Annotated in this window: 14 protein-coding genes and 1 tRNA gene; 9 read left to right on the plus strand and 6 right to left on the minus strand. The window is 53.6% G+C overall.

The annotated features are described in order from the left end of the window. Positions 1–54: 54 nt before the first annotated feature. The 5 genes from ACJ8IJ_RS13910 to ACJ8IJ_RS13930 all read left to right on the plus strand — a co-directional run bounded on the left by ACJ8IJ_RS13910 (position 55) and on the right by ACJ8IJ_RS13930 (position 2000). A tRNA-Gly gene (locus tag ACJ8IJ_RS13910) sits at positions 55–128 on the plus strand. A 268-nt stretch (positions 129–396) separates the two neighbouring features. Continuing rightward, positions 397–795 (plus strand): hypothetical protein, encoded by a 399-nt coding sequence (locus ACJ8IJ_RS13915; protein WP_286093571.1) that lies wholly within the window; start codon positions 397–399, stop codon positions 793–795. Then, on the plus strand, positions 792–1016 hold the full coding sequence (locus tag ACJ8IJ_RS13920) for a hypothetical protein (RefSeq protein WP_348773365.1): 225 nt from the start codon (positions 792–794) through the stop codon (positions 1014–1016). Before ACJ8IJ_RS13915 ends, ACJ8IJ_RS13920 begins: the two co-directional genes overlap by 4 nt. 549 nt (positions 1017–1565) lie before the next feature. Next, entirely contained in the window at positions 1566–1805 is a 240-nt protein-coding gene (locus ACJ8IJ_RS13925; protein ID WP_238564837.1) for a hypothetical protein, read from the plus strand. A 63-nt stretch (positions 1806–1868) separates the two neighbouring features. Further along, complete coding sequence (locus tag ACJ8IJ_RS13930) at positions 1869–2000, plus strand: hypothetical protein (protein WP_254901115.1); 132 nt, start codon at positions 1869–1871, stop codon at positions 1998–2000. Positions 2001–2052: 52 nt separating this feature from the next. Here ACJ8IJ_RS13930 and ACJ8IJ_RS13935 read toward each other — a convergent pair whose 3' ends face one another. From ACJ8IJ_RS13935 to ACJ8IJ_RS13945, 3 genes are all read right to left on the minus strand, one after another. Next, entirely contained in the window at positions 2053–3285 is a 1233-nt protein-coding gene (locus ACJ8IJ_RS13935; RefSeq protein ID WP_286093570.1) for a tyrosine-type recombinase/integrase, read from the minus strand. A gap of 313 nt (positions 3286–3598) precedes the next feature. Then, positions 3599–4909, minus strand: a complete 1311-nt coding sequence (locus ACJ8IJ_RS13940; protein ID WP_015378964.1) for an MFS transporter — start codon at positions 4907–4909, stop codon at positions 3599–3601. An 85-nt stretch (positions 4910–4994) separates the two neighbouring features. After that, positions 4995–5945 carry a 2-hydroxyacid dehydrogenase gene (locus ACJ8IJ_RS13945; RefSeq protein WP_442518670.1) on the minus strand — a complete coding sequence of 317 codons (951 nt, stop codon included), beginning with the start codon at positions 5943–5945 and terminating at the stop codon, positions 4995–4997. Between the two features lie 571 nt (positions 5946–6516). Between ACJ8IJ_RS13945 and ACJ8IJ_RS13950 the strand changes: the two genes are divergently transcribed. The 4 genes from ACJ8IJ_RS13950 (at position 6517) to ACJ8IJ_RS13965 (ending at position 10993) form a co-directional block, all read left to right on the plus strand. Continuing rightward, a complete protein-coding gene (locus tag ACJ8IJ_RS13950) occupies positions 6517–6987 on the plus strand; it encodes a YhcH/YjgK/YiaL family protein (RefSeq protein ID WP_015378962.1) in 471 nt (156 codons plus the stop codon). Between the two features lie 375 nt (positions 6988–7362). After that, on the plus strand, positions 7363–7950 hold the full coding sequence (locus ACJ8IJ_RS13955; RefSeq protein ID WP_286093567.1) for a sugar dehydrogenase complex small subunit: 588 nt from the start codon (positions 7363–7365) through the stop codon (positions 7948–7950). Then, positions 7947–9599 (plus strand): GMC family oxidoreductase, encoded by a 1653-nt coding sequence (locus ACJ8IJ_RS13960; protein ID WP_004931708.1) that lies wholly within the window; start codon positions 7947–7949, stop codon positions 9597–9599. The genes ACJ8IJ_RS13955 and ACJ8IJ_RS13960 overlap by 4 nt, the downstream gene beginning before the upstream one ends. Beyond that, positions 9596–10993, plus strand: a complete 1398-nt coding sequence (locus ACJ8IJ_RS13965; protein ID WP_265261376.1) for a c-type cytochrome — start codon at positions 9596–9598, stop codon at positions 10991–10993. The genes ACJ8IJ_RS13960 and ACJ8IJ_RS13965 overlap by 4 nt, the downstream gene beginning before the upstream one ends. A 119-nt stretch (positions 10994–11112) precedes the next feature. On the opposite strand, the gene ACJ8IJ_RS13970 is transcribed toward ACJ8IJ_RS13965, so the two are convergent. The 3 genes from ACJ8IJ_RS13970 to ACJ8IJ_RS13980 all read right to left on the minus strand — a co-directional run bounded on the left by ACJ8IJ_RS13970 (position 11113) and on the right by ACJ8IJ_RS13980 (position 14236). After that, positions 11113–12105: a LacI family DNA-binding transcriptional regulator gene (locus ACJ8IJ_RS13970; RefSeq protein WP_031300612.1), complete on the minus strand. Its 993-nt coding sequence runs from the start codon at positions 12103–12105 to the stop codon at positions 11113–11115. Between the two features lie 287 nt (positions 12106–12392). Then, a complete protein-coding gene (locus tag ACJ8IJ_RS13975) occupies positions 12393–13625 on the minus strand; it encodes a cysteine desulfurase-like protein (RefSeq protein WP_442518669.1) in 1233 nt (410 codons plus the stop codon). Further along, positions 13622–14236 carry a 2OG-Fe dioxygenase family protein gene (locus tag ACJ8IJ_RS13980; protein ID WP_440484586.1) on the minus strand — a complete coding sequence of 205 codons (615 nt, stop codon included), beginning with the start codon at positions 14234–14236 and terminating at the stop codon, positions 13622–13624. The genes ACJ8IJ_RS13975 and ACJ8IJ_RS13980 overlap by 4 nt, the downstream gene beginning before the upstream one ends. Positions 14237–14291 lie beyond the last annotated feature (55 nt).

The raw sequence follows: 14291 nt of genomic DNA on the forward strand, positions 1-14291 counted from the left end.
CATCTCCGCTTGCCCGCCGCCGATAACCGGTTATAATGCCTGTCGCACACCGATGCGGGTGTAGTTCAATGGTAGAACGGCAGCTTCCCAAGCTGCATACGAGGGTTCGATTCCCTTCACCCGCTCCAATATCTCCTTATAAATCAAATAATTGATTTATAATCGCTTTCAGCATAGGTGATTTCTCACCTACAATGCTTTCAGCCCCATTGAACTACACCCGTAACTGTCACTGTTTGGTGTGCGGTTGATCTGTGACCATATCAAACCGTCGGCGGTCGTTCCTGCGTCTTACCGCGATAGCAAAACAAGAAACCTAAGCCCTACTGTAGGCTCTAAATACTCATAGAAAGCTCATAGCAAGGCGCATTTAAACCCGATGTCACTAACAGGTTCATGGTGGTTTTCGTCCCTGCACACGATATGCAGGCTCTGCCAGCGTTTCAGCCACGCTTCCCTAATGGGATACACGGTTACACCAACCTCTACACTGTTAACCCAATCGAACAAGCCGCTAAGAATGATACCGCTGATAAATCCGTTACTGGGGAAGTAAAAAATGAATCAGGTCCTACTGTTGGAAATAAAGCACAAAGCGTTAAGCCTTCAAATAGCCCAACAGCAAGCACGCCTGAAGATATACACGACAATAACACTGTTGGGATTGACGATATCGCTGTAATCTCCAAGGCATTAGGACACAAGTCTTTGGCGTCTACCTTGCATTACATCGGCGCTACACAGGCCAAGGTGGATAATTTCGCTGATAAATATTCATTGGGAGAGTTGGTATGAAATACACCAAGATCTTCACCATGAAAATGATCATGCTGTTGGCCGCGGTAGCTGTATCACCAGCACATGCCGGTAGGATTACGATCAGCAATCCAACTAGTGAGAAGCTATCCAACGGGAAAACGCTTTGCATCTACGAGGATTCGATCCACAGCTTCCAGTTCGTCACAAAGGGCAAATGCCCTTACGCTAAGTCGTTTGATACAGAAGACTCTAAGTGAAAAAAGTTATCATTTAAACCAGTTCACCCCTATTCAGGCATGAAATCTGAGTTTTGGAATATTAAATCGGTTAAATATGCCGTTTTTTTCTAACGTTTCATAAAACGTCGAACGATCGGTTTTTTCAGTTTTTCAGTAAAATCTAATCACGCTTATTGACAAGCTTGTCGCGCCAGTCACGGCGCGCGCTTCGCGCGGCAAGTTACATTTCACCCCCAAGTTATCCACAAATTAGCCCGAGTTTGTTCACTTGCAAACGCCGTTTTTTCTCACTATCTTGTTACCTAAGGAATTAAGGGGCACTACATATAGTGTTTTGAAACTCCTTGGCAATAAAAAAGCCGAATCCACATTGTGAACTCGGCTTTCCTAGAAGCAAGGCCTCTAAGAGTTTGGCGACCCTTAGTTAACCGTTAGCTAGCTACTTTCTTACATTCGACAAATCGGATTGTAGACAGCATAGACGGGCCTTGTAAAACCTTTTTGTGCCCTGAAGGGCTAAGGCAATACAGAATGGCTATATGTTACAACCGTCATCGGTACTCTCCAATGTTTGTTCAACTACCTGAAGATCAAGGTGGTTCTGGTCGTCATAAGTGCTGCGGTTGCGCTTATGAACAAGGCTTTCAGCACGGCTTTAATCGTAGCCCTCAAGTATGGGTTGACCTTGATGCTTTGCCTGACAGCCAAGCCGGAACTGTTCGCCACAAAAGCCCGCAGGCAGCATATGCCAAAGGCTATAACGAGGGCGTAATGGCATCTTACAACCAGTCTTCCATTGCTGGTTGAAGAAACCAAACATCGAGGGCGCATATGCGCCCTCACACCTAAAATCTAAGAGAGGTTGTCCTCATGTCAAAACGTAAAGTTGGTCGTAGTGCGATTACTGGTCAATTTGTGACTGAGAAAGAAGTTAAGAAAAACCCTAAAACTACGGTTACGGATACTATCAACTATCCGAAGCCTCAAAAGAAAAAACCATAGTTACATTTATACTCAATGGAGCGCCCAAGGGGCGCTCCATTTCTGAAAAAGTTTACTCGTTTTGGTAGGGCAACCCATCATAATCCACCAACTCTATGATCTTTCTTAAATCACCCAGCCCAGCCCCTTGGCTGTAGACCTGTTTTGCTATGGTTTTCTGAGTGTGGCCCACAAGCGCGGCTATCCTGCTGTCATCTACGTTGTGCCTGTCCAAACAGGTGATAAACATTCCCCGCAAACTGTGGAAACACTGCCTATCGCTCGCAGCAGGCAAGACACGATTTCTCAAACGGGTAAATTTCTGACTGAAATAAGGGGCTTTCTTTCCATCGCTGCGGGTAACGTTGTTTGCGCTTGGCAAAAGATATTCATTACCCCGGCTCAGATACTTTTCTATCACTCCCACAATTAGCGAATGCACCGGAATTGTGCGAATCCCCGCCTTTGTCTTGCTCTTGCTAATGTGGAGCGATAACCCACCGTCATCCCTGATCACATCGACACACCGAATGCTACAGATCTCATCTAAACGCATCCCCTGATACAGTCCGATTAGGATCACATCCCTCAGTTCATCGTCTGCCGTGTTAAGCAGTTTTGTTGTTTCTTCAATAGTAAAAGGTTCGTAGCTCTCGACTGTGGATTTTGCCTCCAACGCATGACCTTTGAAGGGGCAATCAGCAGGGATACCGTCATAACAGCGCCGGGCGTACTCATAAACCGCCGAAAGGCTTGATAGGTAGTTCTGGACAGTTTGGGAGGACTTCTGCCGCTTCTGTTCCTTGATGAAGCCAGAAACCTGTGTTCTTCGTATCTCCTTCAGTGCGATATTTGGCTCGCCTACAGCTTCAAGAAATAGGTTAACGCTGAGTAGTGTTTTAGACAGTGTGGCAAGCTGACGCTTGTCCTGATATTCCGCTAGGTACTCGTCCCTAACCGTAGCTAAGGCAAGAGGAGCCTGCTCAAGTTGTGGCTTATTTGTCGTTGTGGATGGAATAACCGCCGTTCTTTTTGGCTGTGTTCCGGTCAAAGAATGAATGGCGGCAATGCCTCGTTGAACACGGATTTCAGGCGTATCAGGTTTAAGCTGACTTTTGATCTTGTTGAACTCAATGATCATGTGGTCACGAAAATTACGCGCTTGCACCAAATCCCGTGTTCCAGTGCTTTTCCTGAAGGCGCGTTTCCCATCGCAGATTGCCCGCATGTACTTTGGGACAAACACCTGAAAGATCCAAATGCCGTCCCTGTTTTGGTATAGGTACTGATTGCCCTTGATCGCCATGATTCTGTTCCTGTATTCTCACAGGATCAGTTACAAGAAAAGTACAATGTAGAGATGGAGTAACGGCAGCTTCCCAAGCTGCATACGAGGGTTCGATTCCCTTCACCCGCTCCAATCTCCCTATGCATCACCCCATTGAGTTATAACCGTTTTTAAAAAGCTGATTCTCAACGATTGCATCACCGTTTGGTGCGGGTTGGCTTGTGAGTCGCTCAAGCCATTGGCCTGGCATTTAACCGCGATAATACAACGCGCCGCCCAATCCTGATGCGGGTGTGAGTCGCCGTTACTGCCCACAGCGCGCCATTACCGTTTAACTCCACTTCTGTTTAGCCCCGGATGGCAGGCGGTTGTCCGTTTCTTCGCAGGAGCGGTCGCATTCTTTCGGCAGCAGAAAGGTGATACTTCCTGCCAGCAACAGCGATGCCGCCAGCGCGCAAACCGCGACGTTCTGTCCGTACAGATAAATCATGACGCCTACCAGATAGGGGCCGCAAAACCCACCGAGGTTGCCCAGCCCGTTGATCACCCCGCGTGCGCTGCCCGCCACTTCCGCCGCCGCAATGCGTCCGGGAATTGACCAGAAGGGGCTGGTCGCCGCTTTAAGGAAGAAGCCGCACACCACCAACGCGATATAGGCGGCCACCACATGCTCATGCAGGATCACTGAGGCTATCAGCGCCGCTGCAAAACAGTACAGGGAGATCCTGACCCACAAACGGCGTTTACCGCTGCGATCGCTGAACATCGAAATCACATAAATCCCCGCCAGAGTGGCAACAAACGGCAGGATCGCCAATACCCCAACATTGGCCATGCTGCCACCGGTCAGGTTTTTCAAGATGGTGGGCAGCCACAACGTATACCCATAGTCTCCGGTCTGGTAAAAGAAATTCAGCACGACCAGGCGCATCAATCCCTTGTTGCGAAACACCGCTTTTAACGGCGCCTTCGCTGCCGGCACCCTCCCTTCCCGCGCTTTGCGCTCCCGGGCCAGTTCGGTCAATAAATAGTCGCGTTCCTTCGCCGGTAGCCAACGCGCCTCTTCCGGACGGTCACTGATCACCAGCCACCAAATGGTCAACACCACGACCGACAACAAGCCTTCGATAATGAACAGCCAGCGCCAGTCGAGAGTGGCAATAATCGCGCCGGAAACCGGGGCGGTCAGCATCCCCCCTAGTGGGGCAAACATCATGACAAAGGCATTGGCGCGCCCCAGTTCTTTTTCCGGGAACCAATTGCTTACCATGGTCAGCACGACGGGCAACATTCCCCCTTCGGAGATCCCGAGAATAAAACGCAGCACGAGCAGTTGATATTCATGAGTGACGAATCCGGTGGCGATAGAGACAATCGCCCAGGCCACGAGCGACCAGGCTATAAAACGTTTTCCGCTACCGTAAACCGCAAGTCGTCCGCCAGGGATTTGCAGAAATAAATAACCAATAAAAAAGATACCGCTGGCCACGCCAGCCATCTGGCTGGTAATGCCTAAATCCTGTTCCATGCCGCCCGGCAGAGCAAAGCTGATATTAACGCGATCCATAAATGAAATAATACAGGTGATAAGGATCGGCGCGATAACCCGCAGCCAGCGAGTTCCTGGTATTTTATCGGTCATAATAGCGTCTCGATGATATCCGCCATTCACAGAGGATATTGAGTTGGCGGATAAAAATGATTATTCGTAACTCAAACGATCATTTTTATTGAATTAACCCAGGAATATCCTGATGTGAAAAATAACCTGCCAGATTATCCAAAACGGATTGGCTCATTCCCTGACGAGTTTCTACGGTAGCGCTGGCCACATGGGGTTGAAGCAGAACATTCTCGAGAGCAAAGAACGCTGTCGGAACATGGGGTTCGTTTTCAAAGACGTCCAGAGCGGCCCCGGCGATAACATGATTTTGTAACGCCTTTATCAGCGCCGCCTCATCGACCAGGCTGCCGCGGGCGATATTGATAAGCCAGGCGCGTTCGGGCATGGCGTTAAATACGCTGGCATCAATAATCCCGCGGTTTTCCGCACCGCCGGATGCCGCGATCACCAGGAAATCACTCTGCGCTGCGAGCGTGTGCAGATCGGCGCACCACTGGTAATCCAGGCCTTCTTTGCGCTGGCGGTCAGTATACAGGATGGTCATATCGAAGCCTTTCGCCCGGCGGGCGATGGCTTGGCCAATATTCCCCATGCCGAAAATACCGATGCGTTTACCGCTCACTTTGGTCGCCAGCGGTGGCGGCGTCGTTTCCCAGCGGCCTTCGCGTACAAATCGGTCCCCTTGGCAGAGGCGGCGGCTGGCGGACAGCATTAGCCCCAGAGCCAGATCTGCCACATCATCGGTCAGCACGCCGGCGGTGATCCCGACGCTGATATGGCGTTCCCGGGTGTAGTTGAGATCGATAGCGTCGGTTCCCACGCCAAAGACAGCAATCATGCCCACCTGCGGCAACTGCTCCAGCGTCTCTCGGGTTACCCCCACATCACCACGGGTGACCACCGCCTGAACGTCTGCGCCATGGCGAACCAGGAAGGCTGGAATATCTGATTGTTCATAGAGACGGAATACCCGGTAGCGGGCGTCCAACGCGGCTTGCAAAGCATCCATCACCGGCGCGATAAGCAAAATGGTAGGTTGAGTGTCAGTGTGCATCGTTGCGATCCTGTCTGAAAAATAGGGGATACCCTGTATCAGACGTTTTTTTACCGCTTATTTTTGCGATCTGCATCACGCCAAAGAGTGTTAAAAAAGCATGTTACTGCTGGCGTGATCTCGTGTGCAATTTCGTGGTTTCTGTCAGTGACTATCGGGGAAAATAACTCATTATGCCCGTAGGGGGAGAAGGCGGAATCGATCGATTTTGGTGTGAGCGGTGAATATCCAGTGATTTTCTGCCGTGGATCACAGGATAAGTAACGTTGTTTCGTAACACTTAATTAAGTGACTTTTGTCACAGTTTTAAGCGGCTAAAAACCGTGAGATAGGTCATGACTTATTTCACCATGCCGAATAGCCTTTCAGGTGGAGTTTACTCACAGTGGTGATAGGTTGTAAATATTAACAACAAAGCGGTTTGCTTTGTGGCTTATTCATAGTGGCGCCCGTAGAACGATCGAATAGCGATTCTACCGTAATTACGCCGAGATTGCCTGTTGCCATAAAAATACCCAGACATTGTTCTTGTCGGTGAAATGCCGAATCGATCTCTACCAGAGAAAATATTATGATTATTGATGCCTTAACCACTGCCGTAAATAATAAATTCTATCCGGCAGCCATTCGAAAAATGCTGGCCAGCATTATTGAAAGTGAGCCGTACAATTTACCTGTCGGCCACTATCAGGTGCAGGGTAAACAGATGTTCTTTAACGTCGTTGAAGGGGAAACCAAACTGTTAGCCGACCAGAAGCCGGAGTTTCATCGCCAGTATCTGGATATCCATCTTGTCCTGGAAGGGAGAGAAGTGATTGGCGCCGGGGTTCTGGGGCTGCCTTTGCCCCTGAGTGAGCCATTTAACGAGGCGCACGACCTTGGGTTTAGCCCGGCGATCCCCGGTGAGACTCTCATCCACCTGCAACCCGGTGAACTGGCCGTTATCTTTCCGGGGGAGCTGCATCGCCCGATGAGTACCTGCACAACGCCGGCAGTTCTGCGTAAAATTGTGGCGAAAATCGACGGCGCCCTGCTGACGTAGCAAGACGTTCAGCGGCGGCTGGTATCGCTACTTCAGGCTGCCCGGCGGAAAGCCTTGCTCATCCGCCGTCTGCAGCGATTCCGAAGAATGCGCCTTTCCCGTCAAAGCCATAGCCCCTAACTTTTAAAGATTGAGTTGGGTTGAATAAATGTACGGCAGAGATTACGCCGTATTATTTACAGGGATATTTGCTTCAGGTTCAGATGACATCATTAAGGCCGGAGTTTACCTCTGTAGTCGATGTAGCCAATCCCATAACGCCTTGATCTTTTAATGCGGTTCCTCCCCATTAGCACAATTTTTTATTTTGGTTTGCCTGCGTTCTGATAGATATTAAAAAAAACTATATAAAAATAAATTATTTCGGAGCTAATAATGTCGTTGCAAATCGTGCTTACCCGCAGGGAGGCGCTGGGGAAAATGGTGGGCGTCATCGTCGCCGCCAGCCTGTTGCCTTATTCAAATATAACCTATGCCGAACGGACGCAAATTGCCGCCTCGCCCGTTGAATACGCGCAATTTTTGCAAATTTCGAGAAAAATTACCGAGTTTGACGATTTGGACGTCACACTCTCCGCCCGCTATTTTTCCGCACTGCGCGAACATTTTCCGCAGTTGAACTCGCAACTCAACGACCTGTTCATTCTGTGCCAGCAAGCCACCGATGCGGAAGCCTTGAACCGACATGCGATTGAACAGGGGCAGAGGGAGCTTATCCAGGCGATCGTGACCGCGTGGTATACCGGAACCGTAGATCCTTCAAACGCTGAGCAGGGTCAGCTGATTAGTTATAAAGAGGCGCTGATGTATCGCACGGTTCAGGATGCCCTGATTGTGCCGACCTGGTGCAATTTTGGCCCGCTGTGGTGGACCGGCTTGCCGCCGGGCGTTACCCGCCAACCTTCCATTCCCGCAACAGATTTGCCTGCCGTAGCCGATAAAAAATATGAGGACCGCGTGTGAAAAGCCCAATAATTAATGCTTCCGGCGATGCAGAGGCCGATGTCGTCATTGTTGGTTCCGGTATTGTGGGCGGTCTGATGGCGGATGCTTTGGTGAGCCAGGGCTACTCGGTGCTGGTGCTTGAGGCAGGCCCGCGCATTGAGCGCGCACAGGCTGTGGAAAACTGGCGCAATATGCCACTGCACAATCGTGCGGGGTCGGATTTTCAGGGGCTTTACCCGCAATCGGAGTACGCCACCGCGCCGCTCTATTTCCCGGAGAACGACTATATCAAACTGACCGGCCCCAATGGCTCAGGCTTTAAACAGGGCTATTTGCGTGTGGTGGGGGGAACCACCTGGCACTGGGCCGCTTCTTGCTGGCGCAACCATCCCAATGATTTTCGCATGAAATCCCTCTATGGCGTGGGGAGAGACTGGCCTATTTCCTACGAAGATATCGAACCGTGGTACGCGAAAGCCGAAGAGGAAATAGGCGTTGCCGGCCCGAATAATCCGGAGTGGCAGTCCCCTGCGGAACGCAGCGGGCCTTACCCGATGGACATGGTGCCCTGGGCCTACGGCGACAGACGCATTGCTGAGATTGTTAATCCTCACGGTTTTAAATCGGTGCCCATTCCGCAAGGCCGCAGCACCCGCCCCTGGAACGGACGGCCCACCTGCTGCGGCAATAACAATTGCCAGCCGATTTGCCCTATCGGGGCGATGTACAACGGCATTCACCACGTTGAACGGGCCGAACACAAGGGGGCGAAGGTGATCCCCGAGGCGGTGGTGTACAAAATTGACACCGACGACAATAACCGCGTCACCGCCGTTCACTGGTACGACACGGCGCATAACTCCCATCGGGCGATCGGTAAAACGTTCGTTCTGGCCTGCAATGGGATTGAGAACCCGCGCTTACTGCTGCTGGCGGCCAACGAAAAGAACCCGAACGGCATCGCGAACAGCTCGGATCAGGTGGGGCGCAACATGATGGATCACTCTGGCCTGCACTGCTCCTTCCTGGCGCGAGAGGCCCTGTGGGTTGGCCGCGGCCCGGCGCAGAGCAGCTGCATGGTGGGGTATCGTGACGGCGCGTTCCGCAGCGACCACTCCGCCAACAAGATCATCATCAACAACATCAACCGGGTGATCCCCTCCGCCCTTGAAGTCCTGAAAACGGGCAAGGTCGGCAAGGCGCTGCAGGATGAAGTGCGCGATCGCGCCAGCCGCTCGGTGGATCTCTCCATCAGCCTGGAACCGCTGCCGGACCCGAACAACCGTCTGACCCTGAGCCCCACCCGCAAAGACAAGCATGGCCTGGCCTGCCCGGACATCCACTACGACGTCGGCGATTATGTGCGTAAAGGGCTGGAAGTGGTCAAAATCCAGCTACGGCAGATTGGCGACTTGTTCGATGCGCAAGAGTTTGTGATTAACGACAAGCTGAATGCCAACAACCACATTATGGGCGGCACGATCATGGGCAGCGATCCCACGAACTCGGTGGTGAACGGCAATTGCCGCGCCCACGATCATGACAACCTTTGGATCCCGGGTGGAGGCGCCATGGTTTCAGCCAGCGTTGTCAACACCACGTTGACGATGGCGGCGCTTGGACTCAAGGCGGCCAATGACGTACTGCGCGCCCTGGAGAGCAAATGAATAAAATCACCCACTCGCTGGCAGCGACGCTGCTGCTGGGAAGCGGCTTCGCGGCGCATGCCCAGGACGGCGATCTGATCGCTAAAGGGCAAGCGCTGGCTATCGCCTCGGACTGCATGGCCTGCCATACGAATACGCAGCAGCAGGGCAAGCCTTTTGCCGGGGGGTACGGCATTGCTTCTCCCATGGGCACTATCTACGCCACCAATATAACCCCATCGGTAAAATACGGCATCGGCGGCTATTCTGAAGCGGCGTTTGCCGAGGTTCTGCGCTCTGGGATCCGGCAAGATGGGACGTATCTCTATCCGGCAATGCCTTACACCGCCTATACCCGTCTGAGTGATGACGAGATCCACGCGTTGTATACCTATTTCATGCATGGCGTTGCCCCGGTCGATGAGCCGGCCAAGCGCCAAACCGATCTGCCGTTTCCGTTCAACATCCGCCTCTCCATGGCGGTGTGGAACATGCTTTATTTGGACAATCGGCGTTTCACCCCGGATGTGACGAAAGGTGAGGCGTGGAACGAGGGTGCCGCGCTGGTGCAGGGCCCGGCTCACTGCGGAACCTGTCATACGCCGCGTAATGTGCTGATGGCGGAAGACAATTCGCGCTTCCTGATGGGGGCATCGTTGGGGGCTTGGTACGCGCCGAATATCACCGCCAATCGCCAGGAAGGGATCGGCGACTGGAGCGAGCAGGAGTTAGTGGACTACCTGAAAACCGGTCGGGCGGAAGGGCGCGCACAAGCTGCGGGGCCAATGGCTGAAGCCGTTGAGCACAGCTTCCAATACCTGACCGACCGGCAGCTGCGGGCGATTGCAACTTACCTGAAGACCGTGCCGTCACAGGGCGAGGGGCGCCAGGGCAATGGCCTTAGCCAGGCGCACTACAACGTTGAGCCCCATCTCCGCGGCATGAATTCGCCCAACGCCAACCACACGCTCAATAGCGGAGAGGCGCTCTACAGCGGCTACTGCGCCAGTTGTCATCAGCCGGACGGCAGCGGCAGTTTGAACCAGGCTTACCCTTCGCTATTCAACAACTCCACCACGGCCGCGAACAACCCGTCAAACCTGATTGCCGCCATTTTGCAGGGGGTTGATCGCCGGGTTGACGGCAAGCACGTACTGATGCCGAGCTTTGGCGCCGGTTCCTATGTCGGAGAGCTGACGGATAAGCAGGTTGCCGATATCGCTAACTTTGTGCTGCAGAAATACGGCAACAGCACGCTGAGCGTGAGCGAGGCCGACGTGAGTGAAGTTCGCGCCGGGGGCCCGAAACCGCTGTTGGCGCGCGCACAGCCGATGATTCTGCCTGGCATGGCCGTCGCGGCGGTCGTCATTATTCTGCTGGTCCTATTCTGGCTCCGGCGCCGCAAGGCACGTTAAGGGGGCGTTCGGTCAGGTGGGTGGCGCCATCTGGCCGAATTTCTGGCCGGGATAGCGAGCGATGTTCTTCTGACGACGCGGGCAGCTATGGCCAGTGATGAAGTCACTGGCGGGGAAAGCTATATTGTCTCCCCCATTGACAGGCGGAAGTGGAGATCGACACGTTCAATGGTCGGCAGCCCTTTAATTTTTTTTATTATGATCTCTGTTGCCACTTTTCCCATCTCATACCGTGGCGTCAGTACGCTGGCTAACCGGGGGGTGATGATCTGCCCGATCTCAAGACCGTGAAATCCGGCAATGGCAATTTGCGCTGGAACGCTGATACCGTTTGCCAGGCATTCCTGTAACACGCCAACGGCCAGATCGTCGTTGGTACAGAGAATTCCATCCATATCCGGATACATCTGGCTCGCAAGCGTCATCATGCCTGTCCCAATCGAAATGGAAGAGATCTTATTGGGGGAAATACGACCGGTAGGTAAATCATGGTTAGCCATTGCCTGACAATATCCCGTGTAACGCTGTTCATCGCGGATATCAGACATTGAACCAAAATAGATAATGCGTTTTTTACCGCTGGCCAGCAACATGGTGGTCATATCGTAGCCGGCTTTCACATTATCAAAACCCACGTTAATTCGATCTGCATTGCCTGACAGCCCCATGATTTCAGCAACGGGTATTTTTGCCGTCTTCAGGAATTTTTCCGCCCGCAGACTATGAACCGACTCGGTCAGCAGCAGCCCTTTTATCTTAAAAGCCAGGATCGCGGCAATTTGCTCCTCTTCGCGTTTGCTGTTGTAGTCATAATTGACGACCAGCGTCTGATAACCCTGTACAGACGTCACGGATTCAATGCCGGCGAGGACATCAGCAAATATCAGATTGTTAAAAGAAGGAACCAGAACGCCGATGAGGGGAGGGCTATTGGAATAGAGGGCGGGATTGTCAGGATCGGCCTGATAGCCGACTTCCTCGATCACGGCGGCGATGCGCGCAGCGGTTTCCGGTTTAACCCTGTCCGGCGTGCGCAGATAGCGGCTGACCGTCATTTTGGTGACACCAGCCAGTACAGCAATGTCATTTAACGTAATGCGCTGCGACTTCACCATTCATACTCATCTGATCCAGACCGTGTTTGTCATTATGCCCACTGCCGAGTCAAAAGAGAATGCGCGCAATGTGCTGCCTCCGCCGTATCCGGTGACAACCGCACGATGCGCCGATCCCGGTCTTTTTTCCCGTTCCGGCATTATATGTTCGTTATCTTCGCATTTCGTAACGCGGGGAAAGAAAGGCACGCATCTGTGCGCCGTGGACGCGGTGGAAGAAAAGGCTGGCAGTTTGATACTTGATTCGGCCCGCCCAATAAGATGAACGGGCCGATATGGCCGGATTAACTGAGAATATCTTCGGCGATCACGTTGAACAGCGTATCGATCTCGCCCCGAGTGTTGTAGTGCATCATGCCGATGCGCAGCACGCCGCCGTCCTGCAACCCCAGCTGTTGCACCAAGCCCAACGCATAGAAATGCCCGCTGCCGGCGCAGATGTTGTGCTGCCCCAGGCGGCGGGCGATCGCGTCAGGCGTATGGCCGCTGAAGGTCAGGGCGAAGGTCGGCGTGCGGCGCGCGCTGTCCGCCTGAGGGTTGCCATAAAGCCGCACGCCGTCGAGTTGTTGCAGCCGCTGCAGGAAGTGGCTGCACAACGCCTCTTCATGCTGGTGGTAGGCGGCGAAGCTCTCCTGCAGACGCTGCCTTAACGGCGCACCGGGCGTGCCCCACTGCGCCAGATACTCGATAGCGGCCGCGACGCCGGCCAGCGCTTCGAAGCTTTGCGTGCCGGTCTCGAAACGGCCGGGGCCGACGTCGGTGGCCGGCTCGACCTTGTAAGGGCGCAGGCGCTGCAACCACTGCGGCGCGATGTAGGCCATGCCGACGTGCGGGCCAAAGAACTTGTAGGCGGAGCACACCAGGAAGTCACAGCCCAGCGCCTGCACGTCAATCAGGTTGTGCGGCGCATAGTGCACGGCGTCGACATACACCTGCGCGCCGACCCGATGCGCGGCTTCGACGATGGTTTTGATATCGACGATGCTGCCGGTGACGTTGGAGGCGTAGCTGACCGCCACCAGACGGGTGTTGGCGTTGATGCGCTCGCACACTTTCGCGGCATCCAATGCGCAGTCGGCGCTATCCAGCGGTATCTGATGTACCGCGGCTCCTTTGTCAGCGGCAGCCTGCTGCCAACTGGAGACGTTGGCGTAGTGATCCAGTGCGGTGACGATGACTTCATCGCCGGCCTGCCAGTCGCGGCTGATGATGCGGCTGAGATGGAAAGTCAGCGTGGTCATGTTCATGCCGAAGACGATGTTGTCGGGCGACGGCGCATTTAACAAGGCGCGCACCGATTCCCGCGCCTGGCCCATCACCTCGCCGGTGACCCGGCTCGAGAAATAGTGGCCGCCCAGGTTGGCGTTGTACCTTCCCAGGTAGTCGGTCATTTTTTCCAGCACGCCCCGTGAAACCTGCGCACCGCCGGGGCCGTCGAAAAAGATGGCCGGTTTGCCGTCGATCTGCTGTGACAGCGCGCTGAACTGGGCGCGGGCGAGCTCGGGGGTAAAGGTCATGCTTTCTCCCCCCGCGCGGTGAGGACAAAGAGATCCAAATGACCTTCTTCTTCCGGGCTCACGGCGTTGATCGGCGTGGCGTTGTGCCACAGTTTGCTGTCCGCCAGCAGCACGGCTTCACCGTCCGCCAGCGCTTTTTTAAAGAAAGGGTCGTGGTGGCTGTCGTCATACAGCATGATTTCACCGCCGACGATGTTGTGCCGATGAATGGCGATCATTGCGATATGGTCGAAACCGTCCTGGTGAATGCCTTCCGGCGCCACCTGGGTGTCTTTCTCGATGGCGACCACGCGCATCTGGTGGATCTCTATCTCGGTGCCTTCCGGCAGTTCGTTGCTTTCTGCAAACAGGTTGCACATCTCTGCCATGCCGGCGCTCTGCAACACGGCGCTGTCGATAGGTTCGAAGCGGCGTACCACATTGCCCTGGAAGTGGTTGATCTGATCCGACTGCATGAAGGTGCGCGGCCCCACTTCGGCGACGTTGGGGTTGAGGTATTTAACGACCGAATAACGGCGCAGGCGATATTTGCCGTCGGCGTGTTGCGTGTGGGGCAAGGAGGAGAACGATGGCATCAGCTGTTGGGTGGCTTGCGGGCTTAGTACAGTCATACTTATTACGTTTTCGTGTTTCTGTAACATAATCACCTCTAATAATAATAATTTC

It is taken from the genome of Serratia sp. CY40230 (genome assembly GCF_052168835.1).
Taxonomy (GTDB): domain Bacteria; phylum Pseudomonadota; class Gammaproteobacteria; order Enterobacterales; family Enterobacteriaceae; genus Serratia; species Serratia nematodiphila.